Genomic DNA, 12994 nt, shown 5'->3' on the forward strand with positions numbered 1-12994 from the left:
TTTCCAAGTGAGCACCGAAGCGTACGTGTACGACGCGATCCGCACCCCGCGCGGCCGCGGCAAGGCCGGCGGCGCCCTGCACGGCACCAAGCCCATCGACCTGGTCGTCGGCCTCATCCACGAGATCCGCGACCGCTTCCCGGGCCTGGACCCGGCGGCCGTCGACGACATCGTGCTCGGCGTCGTCGGCCCGGTCGGCGACCAGGGCTCCGACATCGCCCGGATCGCCGCGATCGCCGCCGGGCTGCCGGACACCGTGGCGGGCGTGCAGGAGAACCGCTTCTGTGCCTCGGGCCTGGAGGCGGTCAACCTGGCCGCCGCCAAGGTGCGCTCGGGCTGGGAGGACCTCGTCCTCGCGGGCGGCGTCGAGTCCATGTCCCGGGTGCCGATGGCCTCGGACGGGGGCGCCTGGTTCAACGACCCGATGACCAACCTGGCCGTCAACTTCGTGCCGCAGGGCATCGGCGCCGACCTGATCGCCACCATCGAGGGCTTCTCCCGGCGGGACGTCGACGAATACGCGGCCCTCTCCCAGGAGCGCGCGGCCACGGCCTGGAAGGAGGGCCGCTTCGACCGGTCCGTCGTGCCGGTGAAGGACCACAGCGGGCTCGTCGTCCTCGACCACGACGAGCACATGCGCCCGGGCACCACCGCGGACTCCCTCGCCAAGCTGAAGCCGTCCTTCGCGGACATCGGCGAACTGGGCGGCTTCGACGCCGTGGCGCTGCAGAAGTACCACTGGGTCGAGAAGATCGACCACGTCCACCACGCGGGCAACTCCTCCGGCATCGTGGACGGCGCCTCGCTGGTCGCGATCGGCTCGCAGGAGGTCGGCCGGCGCTACGGGCTCAGCCCGCGCGCGCGGATCGTCTCCGCCGCCGTCTCCGGCTCCGAGCCCACCATCATGCTCACCGGCCCCGCGCCCGCCACCCGCAAGGCGCTGGCCAAGGCCGGGCTGACCATCGACGACATCGACCTCGTCGAGATCAACGAGGCCTTCGCGGCGGTCGTCCTGCGCTTCGTGAAGGACATGGGCCTGCCCCTGGACAAGATCAACGTCAACGGCGGCGCCATCGCGCTCGGCCACCCCCTCGGCGCGACCGGAGCGATGATCCTCGGCACGCTCGTCGACGAACTGGAGCGCCAGGACAAGCGGTACGGCCTCGCCACGCTGTGCGTGGGCGGCGGCATGGGCGTCGCGACCGTCGTCGAGCGCATCTGAACCCCGGCGGATTCAACAGACTTCTACGGAGACCCTGTCATGACACAGAGCACCACCATCCGCTGGGAACAGGACCGCACCGGCGTCGTCACCCTCGTCCTCGACGACCCCGGCCAGTCCGCCAACACCATGAACCAGGCGTTCCGCGACTCCCTGGCGGTGATCACCGACCGTCTGGAGGCCGAGAAGGACACCGTCCGGGGCATCATCTTCACCTCCGCCAAGAAGACGTTCTTCGCCGGCGGCGACCTGCGCGACCTGATCCGCGTCACGCCCGAGACCGCGCAGGAGGCCTTCGACGCGGGCATGGCCGTCAAGCGCGACCTGCGCCGCATCGAGACCCTGGGCAGGCCGGTCGTCGCGGCGATCAACGGCGCGGCCCTCGGCGGCGGTTACGAGATCGCGCTCGCCTGCCATCACCGGATCGCCCTCGACGCGCCCGGCTCGAAGATCGGCTGCCCCGAGGTCACCCTCGGCCTGCTGCCCGGAGGCGGCGGAGTCGTCCGTACCGTACGCCTGCTCGGCATCGCCGACGCGCTGCTGAAGGTCCTGCTCCAGGGCACCCAGTACAACCCGCGGCGCGCCCTGGAGAACGGCCTGGTCGACGAAGTGGTGGCCACTGAGGAGGAGCTGCTCGCCAAGGCCCGCGCCTTCATCGAGGCCAACCCCGAATCCCGGCAGCCCTGGGACAAGCCGGGGTACCGCATCCCCGGCGGTACGCCCGCCAACCCCAAGTTCGCGGCGAACCTGCCCGCCTTCCCGGCCACCCTGCGCAAGCAGACGGGCGGCGCCCCCTACCCGGCCCCGCGCAACATCCTTGCCGCGGCCGTCGAGGGCTCCCAGGTCGACTTCGAGACCGCGCAGGTCATCGAGGCGCGCTACTTCGTCGAGCTGGCCGCCGGTCAGACGTCCAAGAACATGATCCAGGCCTTCTTCTTCGACCTCCAGGCCGTCAACTCCGGCGCGAACCGCCCCAACGGCATCGAGCCGCGCCAGGTCCGCAAGGTGGCCGTCCTCGGCGCCGGGATGATGGGCGCGGGCATCGCCTACTCCTGCGCCCGCGCGGGCATCGACGTGGTCCTGAAGGATGTGTCGGCCGAGGCCGCCGCCAAGGGCAAGGGCTACTCCGAGAAGCTGTGCGCCAAGGCCGTCTCCCGCGGCCGTACGACCCAGGAGAAGGCGGACGCGCTGCTGGCCCGCATCACGCCCACGGCCGACCCGCAGGACGTGGCCGGCTGTGACGCGGTCATCGAGGCCGTCTTCGAGGACTCGGCGCTCAAGCACAAGGTGTTCCAGGAGGTCCAGCACCTCGTCGAGCCGGACGCGCTGCTGTGCTCCAACACCTCCACGCTCCCCATCACCGCGCTGGCCGAGGGCGTGGAGCGCCAGGCCGACTTCATCGGGCTGCACTTCTTCTCGCCCGTCGACAAGATGCCGCTCGTCGAGATCATCAAGGGCGAGCGCACCGGTGAGGAGGCGCTGGCCCGCGCCTTCGACCTGGTCCGGCAGATCAAGAAGACGCCGATCGTCGTCAACGACTCACGCGGCTTCTTCACCTCACGTGTCATCGGGCACTTCCTCAACGAGGGCGTCGCGATGGTCGGCGAGGGCATCGAGCCCGCGTCGGTCGAACAGGCGGCGGCCCAGGCGGGCTACCCGGCGAAGGTCCTGTCGCTGATGGACGAGCTGACGCTCACGCTCCCGCGCAAGATCCGGGCCGAGACGAGGCGAGCCGTGGAGGAGGCGGGCGGCACCTGGACGGAACACCCGGCCGAGGCCGTCATCGACCGCATGGTCGACGAGTTCGGCCGCACCGGCCGCAGCGGCGGTGCGGGCTTCTACGCGTACGGAGAGGACGGCAAGCGCGCCGGGCTGTGGCCGGGCCTGCGCGAGCACTTCACCCAGCCCGGGCACCAGATCCCCTTCAAGGACATGCAGGAACGCATGCTCTTCTCGGAGGCGCTCGACACCGTCAAGCTCCTCGAAGAGGGCGTGCTGACATCCGTCGCCGACGCCAACATCGGCTCTCTCTTCGGTATCGGCTTCCCCGGCTGGACGGGCGGCGTGCTCCAGTACATCAACGGCTACGAAGGTGGCCTGCCGGGCTTCGTGGCACGCGCGCGTGAACTCGCCGAGCGCTACGGGGAGCGGTTCACTCCGCCGACGCTGCTGGTGGAGAAGGCGGAGAAGGGGGAGACCTTCAGCGACGAGCGGTGACCGCGAGGTGCGGGCAGCGGCTGTCCGACCGGGCAGCCGCTGCCCGCGCTGGACGGGTCACCGCGGCTGAGACTCCGTCAGCCACTCGCGCAGTTCCTCCTTCAGGGACCGCTGGAAGGTCGTCAGCAGGGCCTGCACCACCAAGGGGTGCATGTGCTCGGACAGGGACCTGACGTCCCGCGCGTCGCGTTCCGACACCTCGCCGCGGAAGAGCCGCGCCAGCTCGTGGGCCGCCGCGCGCGAGTGCTCGATGAGGACCTGCCGGGACGCGAGGATCGCCTCCTGCGACAGCGGTACGTCGAGCAGCTGGACGCCGAGCCGGAGCAGACCGAGGTCGACACGGTAGGAGCCGTCGTCGACCTCGACCACGTTCATCGCGGCGAGCCGCTCCACATCGCCGTCGCTCAGCGCCCGCCCCGCCCGCCGCTCCAGCTCCTCCCGGGTCACCGTCTCCGTGGCGTCCGGCGCCCAGGACGCCACCACCGCCCGGTGGATCGCGAGGTCGTGGGCGCTGAGATCCGGCGGCAGCTGCTGGAGGTAGCGCTCGATGGCCGACAGCGTCATGCCCTGGTGCTGCAACTCCTCGATGAGCGCCAGCCGGCCCAGGTGCTGCCCGCCGTAGTGCCCCACGCGCCGCGGGCCGAGCACCGGCGGGGGCAGCAGACCCTTGGTGCCGTAGAAACGGACCGTGCGGACCGTGACACCCGCCCGCGCGGCCAGCTCGTCGATCGTGAGGGTCGGCTCGTCGGTGTCGGTCGTCATATGCAGCAGTATCGCTGTCTCACCAAAGGTGTGAAACCTCTTGGGCACCCCTTGATGACCTTGTGAGATGTCACGCTGTGTGACACGCGCCACCGCGTACGAGGCGGTTTCCCGGGGGAAGGCGTCCCCCTGGCCTGTGCAATCGGCCGCCGCCCGCAGCGACACGGCCGGGCCGCCGCCCGCGTTAACGGGCGACGCCGACTACAGGGAGGGCCCTTGGCCCGCCACACGAAGGTGCGCGCTCTACACGCAGGCACCTTTTCGGCCAAGGTTGGCGCAGACGCGTGATCACTCGCACGGATGAGCGGGTAAAGCATCGGCATGGAGCTCATTCCCGTGGAGATCGGCCCGCTGAACCCCCGGGTCCAGGACATGGTGATCGCGGCGGTCCTGTTCGCTGTCAGCTTCTTCGCCATCACGCGGCTGCTTCGCCGGGTCAACCGTGTCCTGGAGGCCCGCGGGCAGGCGACCGAGGGAGTCGCCCGACAGGCGGAGGAGGTGCGAGCCCAGGCCGAGGCCAAGCGGGAGGAAGCGCACGCCCTGCTCGCAGAGGCCCGCCATGACGCGGCCCAGATCCGGCAGCGGGCTCACGAGGAGGGCGCCGCGCTGATCGCCGCCGCGCGCGCCGACGCCGTACGCCGGCGCGACGGACTGCTCGCCGAGGCCGGCGCTCGCATCGAGGCCGAACGAGCAGCGGCGGAGGCCGAACTGCGCCCGCACGTTTCGGAGCTGGCCGCCCAGCTGGCGAGCCGTGTGGTGGGCGAGCCGATCAGCCCTCCGTCGCGAACGCCCGCAGCAGACACTCGGTGAGCCGCGCGGCGATGGCCCCTTGCGGGTCCAGACGGGGGTTGAAGATCGCGGCGTCGAATCCGATGGCTCCCGGGTCGGACAGCGCTGTCCGCAGCACGGTCTCCAGCTCCTGCCAGGTCAGCCCACCGGGCTGCCGGTAGTCGACCGCGGGCATGATGGCGTCGTCCAGGACGTCGACATCGAGGTGGATCCAGTACCCGGCGCTGACGCCGTCGCCGAGCAGGCCGACCGCGCTGTCCGCCGCCCGGGCCGCCCCGAGGACGCGCACCTCGTGGAGGTCCATCGCGGTCAACCCGTCCGGCAGCGGCTGCATCCCGGCCGCCGTGGACTCCTCCGTGTCCCGGAAGCCGAAAGCGACGACATCCTCGTCAAGCACCAGTGGCCCCCGGCCCTCCAGGTCGGCCAGCACGGTGGGTCCGTGGCCCGTGGCCAGGGCGAGCTCCATGGAGGCCACCTCGCCGACCGGTTCCGCCGCCGGCTGGTAGAAGTCGGTGTGGCCGTCGAGGAAGAGCAGACCGTGACGGCCCCTGCGGCGCAGCGCGAGCAGACTGCCGAGCAGGATGCTGCAGTCGCCGCCCAGGACCACGGGGAACCGGCCCTGGTCCAGGACCTCGCCCACGGCGTCGGCCAGCGCGCCGGAGTACGCCGCGATGCCGGCCGGGTTGAGGACCCCGGTGTCCGGGTCACGCTCCGGGTCGTAGGCGGGCGGCTCCACCCGGCCCGCCCGCACCGCCCCGAGGCCGGTGGCCAGACCGGCGTCGAGCAGCGCCTCCGGCAGCTCCTCGACCCCGGTCGGCCGCAGCCCCAGCACGGACGGTGCCTCGATGATCGCCACGTTCCGCACGTCCGACTCCCTCGTCAGCCCGGCGGCGCCGGCCGGCCCACGCATCCGGCGCACAGGCCCACCGTAAGCCGCCGGGCGGGACGAAGCGCGTCAGCGCCCGTGCTCGGCTTCGTGCGCGTGCTCATGCTCGTGCACGCCATTCGTCGCCGCGATCTTCTTCCACGACTTCGGCTGCGCGGGCGCCCCCTGCGTCCCCAGGGCCCGAGCCGAGATCGACGCGTCCTTCGCCGCGGGCGCCGCGGGCTTCGACGGCTGGAACAGCCACGTGTCGAACAGCGCGGCCAGCGGCTTCCCGGACACCTGCTCGGCATACCGCTGGAAGTCGGCGACCGACGCGTTGCCGTGCGCGTACTTCTGCGGCCAGCCCTTCAGCAGCGCGAAGAACGCCTCGTCGCCGATCTCGTTGCGCAGCGCCTGCAGGGCCAGCGCGCCCCGGTCGTACACGGCGACATGGAACTGGTTCTCCGGCCCGGGATCCCCGGGCTTCACCGTCCAGAACGGGTCGTCGGCCGGATGCGAGGCGTAGACGTGGTCGGCGAGTTCCTGCGCCGTGCCCTCGCCCTCGTGCTCGGACCACAGCCACTGCGCGTACCGCGCGAAGCCCTCGTTGACCCAGATGTCCTTCCACCCGGCGACGGACACGAGATCGCCGTACCACTGATGGGCCAACTCGTGTACGACCACGGAGGTGTTCGACCCGTTCGCGAACTGCCGCGGGCTGTAGAAGGGCCGCGTCTGCGTCTCCAGCGCGTACCCGGTGGTGGTGTTCGGCACATACCCGCCGAGCGCGTTGTACGGATACGGCCCGAAGAACTCGGTCAGCCAGTCGGCGATCTCCCCGGTCCGCTCGATACTGGCCCGAGCCGCGCCGTAGCTGTCGCCCAGGTCCTTGCTGTAGGCGTTGACGACCGGAATGCCGCTCTCGGTCTTCCCGGTCGTCACGTCGAACCTTCCGACCGCCAAGGTCGCCAGATACGTGGCCTGGGGTTTGTTCGACCGCCAGCTGTAGCGGGTCCAGCCGGCCTGCGAACTCGTCGACTGGAGCGTGCCGTTGGAGATGGCCTGGTTGCCGTCGGGCACCTGTACGGACACGTCGTAGGTGGCCTTGTCGAGCGGGTGGTCGTTGCTGGGGAACCACCACCAGGCCGCCTCGGGCTCGTTCGCCGCGACCCCGCCGTCCGGCGTGCGCAGCCAGCTGGTGAAGCCGTACGCCTGCTTCGACGACGGCACCCCGCGGTAGCGCACCACGACGGTGACCTCGGTGCCCTTCGCCAGCGGCGTCTTCGGGGTGATCTCCAGCTCGTGCTCGCCCGAGGTCGCGAACGACGCCTTGGCGCCGCCCACTCGGACCTCGCTCACATCCAGCAGAAAGTCCAGATTGAACCGCGTCAGGTCCTGCGTGGTGCGGGCCAGGAGGGTCGCCGTGCCTTCCAGCTCGTCCGTTTCCGGCTGGTACTTCAGCCGGAGGTCGTAGTGGGAGACGTCGTATCCGCCGTTGCCGTAGTCCGGGTAGTAGGGGTCGCCGATGCCCGGCGCACCGGGGGAGGGACTCGCGGCCGACGCCGGGATCGCCAGCATCAAAGACGCCGCAGCCAGTGCGCCCGGCGCGATGATTCTGCGGTGCACGAAAGCTCCAAGTCGTAGGGGCACGAAGTCTGTTCGCAGCCTATTGAGTCCCTGTGTGCCCGGACGTGTCCACCGCCGCCGCTGTCACACGATCGCCATTCGGCCGTCATGAGCGAACCGCCCCAGCGACTCCACCGGCCTCATGAGCGTCCGGTTGCCCTCTTCTGCACGGGAGTTGACCGATGTACCGTCCGGCGCATGCCGACACGCATGCGCTCAACGACCTGGAGACCGCTCGCAACCGCGGCCGTCACCGCCCTCTTGGCCGCCCTCGTCACCCCGACCGTGGCCCACGGCACCCCACAGGAGAGCCGGCCCGTCCACTCGTACGAGAACGCCGTCCGCGAGGCCGTCTGGGTGGACACCCGACTCGACGGCGACGGCGACGGGACGACGGACCGCGTCGCCGTCGACATCGTCCGGCCGCGCGAACCCGCCCAACAGGGCCGCAAGGTACCCGTGATCATGGACGCCAGCCCGTACTACTCCTGCTGCGGGCGCGGCAACGAGAGCCAGAAGAAGACGTACGACGCCGACGGCGATGTCGCCCAGATGCCGCTGTTCTACGACAACTACTTCGTGCCGCGCGGCTACGCCTTCGTGGGCGTCGACCTCGCCGGCACCAACCGTTCCGACGGCTGCGTGGACGTCGGCGGCCGCTCCGACATCCAGTCCGCCAAGGCCGTCGTCGACTGGCTGAACGGGCGTGGCAAGGCCTACACGACCCGCACCGGCACCACACGCGCCAAAGCCGGCTGGACCAACGGCAAGACCGGCATGATCGGCAAGAGCTGGGACGGCACCATCGCCAACGGCGTCGCCGCCACCGGAGTCGAGGGTCTGGAGACCATCGTCCCGATCAGCGCCATCTCCACCTGGTACGACTACTACTTCTCCAAGGGCGCCCCGCTGTACAACTCGGGCCCCGACTGGCTGTCCAACTACGTCAACAGCCCCGACGCCCGCGCCAAGTGCGGCGCCGTCCAGCAGAAGCTCGTCGACGGCGCCCCGCGCACCGGCGACTGGACGCCGGTGTGGACCGAGCGCGACTACGTGAAGGCCGCGAGCAAGGTGAAGGCGAGCGTCTTCCTGGTCCACGGCATGCAGGACCTCAACGTCCGTATGCAGCACGTCGGCCCGTGGTGGGACGCCCTCGCGAAGAACGGCGTCGAGCGCAAGATCTGGCTCTCCCAGACCGGCCACGTCGACCCCTTCGACTTCCGCCGCGCGGATTGGGTCGACACGCTGCACCGCTGGTTCGACCACGAACTCCTCGGCTACGACAACGGCATCGACCGCGAGCCCATGGCCGACATCGAGCGTCACCCCGACCAGTGGGTCACCTCCACGGTCTGGCCGCCGCGCGGCACCGGCACCACCACCCTGCGCCCCGCCGAGGGCACTGAGGAGGGCGTCGGCACCCTCGGCCTGCGCAAGGGCACCGGCACCGAGACCTTCACCGACAACCCGGAGCTGAGCGAGACCGACTGGGCCGCGCACATCGACACGCCGACCCCCGAGAAGGCGGGCTTCGCCACCGGGCCGCTCACCCGCGACCTGCGCCTGTCCGGCTCCTCCAAGGTCACCGTGACCGCGACCCCGACCACCTCGACGGCCCACCTGTCCGCCGTCCTCGTCGACCTCGGTCCCGACACCATCCGCGACTACGCCGACACCTACGAGGGCATCACCACCCTCACCGACCGCACCTGCTGGGGCGTCAGCACCACCGGCGACAGCGCCTGCTTCAAGGAGACGCGGGCGAAGAACGCCGACGTCGACTACACGATCGTCAGCCGCGGCTGGGCCGACCTCGGCAACCACGCCTCCGACCTGAAGGGCGCCCCGCTCACTCCGGGCAAGCCGTACACCATCGCCCTCGACCTGGGCGCCACGGACCATGTCGTCCCGGCCGGACACCGCCTCGCGCTGATCGTCGCGGGCACCGACAAGGACCTCATCGACCCGCCGTCGACCACGCCGACGCTGAAGCTCGACCTCTCCCGTACGTCGGCACGCGTCCCGTTCGTCGGCGGTACGGCCGCCTTCGCCCGCGCGATCGCCGGGTCCGCGGCCGCCGGACCCGAGGCCACGCCCCTCGATGGAGTCCAGGCACCGCGCACCGTGCAGCGCGTGCCGGAAGGAGGCCGATGATCCGCGCCCTGACGCTCACCACAGCGGCCCTCGCCGCCTCCCTGGTCGCGGTCCCGGCCCACGCGGCCGACACCCCGCCGCGCACCGGCTTCGAGGAGTCCGACGGCGCCCGCTGGACCAGCCGGTCCGAGGAACAGGACTTCCTCGCGGCCGTCGACCGGGCGAGCTCCCGGGTCTCCGTCGCCCGCATCGGTACGACGAAACAGGACCGGCCCCTCCAACTGGTGAGGGTCGGCGCACGGCACGCCCTGAACAAAGTGTTGCTCGTGTGCGGCCAGCACGGCGACGAACCCTCGGGCCGCGAGGCCTGCCTGACCACCATCCGCGATCTGGCATACGCGAAGGACCGGCAGACCCGCCGCTTCCTGGACCGCACCACCGTGCTCGTCGTCCCCACCGCCAACCCCGACGGCCGCGCCGCCGACACCCGAGGCAACAGTGACGGCGTCGACATCAACCGCGACCACGTCGCCCTGCGGACCGCCGAGGGACGCACGCTGGCGGCGGTCATCCGCGACCAACGCCCCGACGTGGTCTACGACTTGCACGAGTACGGCGCCACACCGCCGTACTACGACAAGGATCTGTTCGACCTGTGGCCGCGCAACCTCAACACGGACGCGGCCGTCCACGACGAGGCCGAGACCCTGTCCCAGGCGTACGTACGTCCCGCCGCGCAACGAGCCGGGTACTCCACCGGCACGTACGGCATCTGGACCGACCCCGTCACCGGCGAACCGATCCGGCAGGTCGCCGGGGACGGTCAGGAACGGATCCTGCGCAACATGTCCGGCATCAAGCACTCGGTCGGCCTGCTCATCGAGAGCCGGGTGGAGCCGCTGACGGACGTCGACGAAGCGGTCAACAACCGGCGCCGGGTGAACTCCCAGCTCGCCGCGCTGAAGGGCTTGTCCGGGTTCACGGACGAACGCCGAGGGCGGATCGAGGCCGCGACGGGCAAAGCCCGGCTGGAGGGCTACGCCGACGCCGGTCCCGTCTACGTCGGCGGCGCCGACAACGACCCGCCGGAACCGGCCGAGGTGATCCAGGACCCGCCCTGCGGGTACCGGCTCACCCCCGGGCAGTACACGGAGGTGAAGGACGAACTCGCCCTGCACGGAGTGACGACCAGGGGCACCTACGTCCCGCTCCGCCAGTCCCTGCGCGCCCTCGTCCCGCTGCTCCTGGACGAGCGTGCGCCGTACCACCTCACGGCCGGTGAGCCGGTCACCGACTGCTGAACCCGCTCACGCGTCATACGTCACGCATGACGCCTGATGCGTCATGGGGAGGCGGCGGCCAGTCCCGCCGCCTCCTCCGCACAGCCCCAGGCCACCGTGATCCCGGCGCCGCCGTGACCGTAGTGGTGCACCAGCACCCGCCCGTCGGGCAGCGGTTCACGCTCCAGCCGGACCGCGTCCCGCGTCGGCCTCAGCCCCACCCGGTGGCCCAGCACCCGCGCCCCGGCGATCTCGGGCCGCAGCGCCGCACACCGCCGTACGATCGCCTCCGCCACCGCCGGATCCGGCTCCAGTGACCATGCGTCCTCGTCCGCCGAACCGCCCAGCAGCAGTCGGCCGGGCTGCGGGAAGAAGTACGCCGGCTGCCCGTCGGGGGCCGTGGAGACGACCCAGGTGCGGATGCCCGGGTTCTCCACGACGACCAGCTGCCCGCGCACGGGCCGCACCGACGCGTCCGGCACGAGTTCGCGGGCGCCGAGACCGGTGCAGTTGACCACGACCGGCGCCGGGACCTGCGCGAGGTCGGTGACCGTACGCTCCTCGATGGCCCCACCCGCTGCGAGGAACCGCTCCCGCAACCACGGCAGATGAGTCGACATGTCGATGAGCGGCAGCCGCGCCCACACCCCCGTGCCCGCGTACTCCTCGGCCGTCGTCGCCCGCAGCCCCGGCAGCCGTACGGTCGCCCAGGCATCGGCGCCGTCCAGATCCGCCTCGCCCAGTACCCCTTCGACCATGCGTACGCCGGTCACCTCGGGCCGTGCCGCCAGTTCCTCGTACACGTCCAGCGAGCGCAGCGCCCACGCACGGGCCCGCGCGACCGGTTCGATCCGGTAGGGCCACCACAGCGCCCCGGCAACCGCCGAGGTGGTCCGCTCCACGGGATCCCGCGTCCACACCCGCACCCGCCGGCCGCGCTCGGCCAGCACGACGGCCGTCGTCAGTCCGATGACGCCGCCGCCGACCACGACGACGTCGTCCGCCAGTTCGTTCTCCACGCGGGGACGTTAGCGGAATATGTCATGCCGTGCTCAGACCGGTCCCGTTCTGGGGATACTCACAGCATGTCTGCCGAGTACGCGACCTTCGGCCTGGCACCGGCGATGCGTGCCGGTGGAGTCCTCGCCAACGGTGACTTCCAGATCCACCGGGACTTCGTGGACTTCGTCGTCGACGGACGCCCGCTGCTCTTCCAGCTCTCCGACCTCGACGCCGTCTCCCCGCTCGCCTCCGACGTCCCACCCGCGATCTTCACCGCCCAGGTCCACAGCCTGCTCCTGGAGACGGAGCCGCCGCTGCCCGACGGCCGCTACGTCATCTACGGCTGCCCCGAGTGCGAGGACCTCGCGTGCGGCGCGGTCACCGCGGTGATCGAGCGCGACGGCGAGGACTTCCTCTGGCGGGACTTCGCCTGGCAGACGGACGAACAAGCCGACCTGGAGCTCAACGGCTACCACGGCATAGGGCCCTTCCGCTTCCACGGCACCCAGTACCGGGAAGCGCTGGACTCGCTGCTGAGTGGCTCCGTCGGCACACGCCGCCGTGTCCTGCTCATCGGCGCCCGGGTGGCCCTCCTCGCCAAGCTCGCCGCCGCGCTGCGCATCATCGGCATCGGCGCCGACATCACCCGCGACGCGCACGACGTCCCCGCCGACGAACTGCGCGGCTACGGCGCCGTCGCCTTCGGCCGCGCGGTCACCGAGGAGGAACGCGCCGCCGTACGCCGCTCCTTCGAACGCGCCGGCGTCGACGTGACCTACGTCGACGGCCTCGCCCCGATCGTCCCGCTCCTCGTCGCCCAGATCGAACACGCCCTGGACCGCAGCCCCGTCGAACGGCGCCGCCTCACCCGCCTGGTCGCAGCCGACGGCGAGGCGGGCGTCGAGGTCACCTCCCCGTGCCGGGTCCGCCTCACCGCGTACCGCCTCGACCGGCTCTACCGCACTCACGTCCACGAGGTCTTCGACGGCATCCTGGAACCGGGCCGCCACCGCATCGCCCTGGACGCCAAGGCGGTCAAGGGGGAGTCCTTCCTGGTGGCGCGGACCTCGGGAAGCGTGCTGGTGGAGGCGATGGCGCACTGAGAACCGGGACGCGGACCGCCGGCGCCGGCCATTA

The 12994-nt window shown here is 71.2% G+C and carries 10 protein-coding genes; 6 read left to right on the plus strand and 4 right to left on the minus strand.

Features of this window, described 5'->3' with window-relative positions:
* Positions 1-7: 7 nt before the first annotated feature.
* Positions 8-1222 (plus strand): acetyl-CoA C-acetyltransferase, encoded by a 1215-nt coding sequence (locus ABT063_RS29260; RefSeq protein ID WP_351062323.1) that lies wholly within the window; start codon positions 8-10, stop codon positions 1220-1222.
* Positions 1223-1261: 39 nt separating this feature from the next.
* The gene (locus tag ABT063_RS29265; RefSeq protein WP_351062325.1) at positions 1262-3439 is read left to right on the plus strand and encodes a 3-hydroxyacyl-CoA dehydrogenase NAD-binding domain-containing protein; all 2178 of its coding nucleotides are present in this window, start codon (positions 1262-1264) and stop codon (positions 3437-3439) included.
* A 57-nt stretch (positions 3440-3496) separates the two neighbouring features.
* Here the strand turns inward: ABT063_RS29265 and ABT063_RS29270 are convergent, their stop codons facing one another.
* Complete coding sequence (locus tag ABT063_RS29270; protein ID WP_351062327.1) at positions 3497-4201, minus strand: MerR family transcriptional regulator; 705 nt, start codon at positions 4199-4201, stop codon at positions 3497-3499.
* A gap of 321 nt (positions 4202-4522) precedes the next feature.
* On the opposite strand from ABT063_RS29270, the gene ABT063_RS29275 reads away from it, so the two are divergent.
* On the plus strand, positions 4523-5011 hold the full coding sequence (locus ABT063_RS29275) for a F0F1 ATP synthase subunit B (RefSeq protein WP_351062328.1): 489 nt from the start codon (positions 4523-4525) through the stop codon (positions 5009-5011).
* On the opposite strand, the gene ABT063_RS29280 is transcribed toward ABT063_RS29275, so the two are convergent.
* Positions 4971-5900 carry an arginase family protein gene (locus ABT063_RS29280; protein WP_351062455.1) on the minus strand — a complete coding sequence of 310 codons (930 nt, stop codon included), beginning with the start codon at positions 5898-5900 and terminating at the stop codon, positions 4971-4973. The genes ABT063_RS29275 and ABT063_RS29280 overlap by 41 nt on opposite strands.
* A gap of 45 nt (positions 5901-5945) precedes the next feature.
* Positions 5946-7481 carry a M1 family metallopeptidase gene (locus ABT063_RS29285; protein WP_351062330.1) on the minus strand — a complete coding sequence of 512 codons (1536 nt, stop codon included), beginning with the start codon at positions 7479-7481 and terminating at the stop codon, positions 5946-5948.
* A gap of 198 nt (positions 7482-7679) precedes the next feature.
* Between ABT063_RS29285 and ABT063_RS29290 the strand changes: the two genes are divergently transcribed.
* The gene (locus ABT063_RS29290) at positions 7680-9635 is read left to right on the plus strand and encodes a Xaa-Pro dipeptidyl-peptidase (protein WP_351062332.1); all 1956 of its coding nucleotides are present in this window, start codon (positions 7680-7682) and stop codon (positions 9633-9635) included.
* Positions 9632-10876 carry a M14 family metallopeptidase gene (locus ABT063_RS29295; RefSeq protein WP_351062333.1) on the plus strand — a complete coding sequence of 415 codons (1245 nt, stop codon included), beginning with the start codon at positions 9632-9634 and terminating at the stop codon, positions 10874-10876. Before ABT063_RS29290 ends, ABT063_RS29295 begins: the two co-directional genes overlap by 4 nt.
* 41 nt (positions 10877-10917) lie before the next feature.
* On the opposite strand, the gene ABT063_RS29300 is transcribed toward ABT063_RS29295, so the two are convergent.
* A complete protein-coding gene (locus ABT063_RS29300; protein ID WP_351062334.1) occupies positions 10918-11874 on the minus strand; it encodes an FAD-dependent oxidoreductase in 957 nt (318 codons plus the stop codon).
* Positions 11875-11940: 66 nt separating this feature from the next.
* On the opposite strand from ABT063_RS29300, the gene ABT063_RS29305 reads away from it, so the two are divergent.
* Positions 11941-12960: an oxidoreductase gene (locus ABT063_RS29305; RefSeq protein WP_351062335.1), complete on the plus strand. Its 1020-nt coding sequence runs from the start codon at positions 11941-11943 to the stop codon at positions 12958-12960.
* Positions 12961-12994 lie beyond the last annotated feature (34 nt).

The organism is Streptomyces sp. NPDC002838 (assembly GCF_040295365.1).
GTDB lineage: Bacteria > Actinomycetota > Actinomycetes > Streptomycetales > Streptomycetaceae > Streptomyces.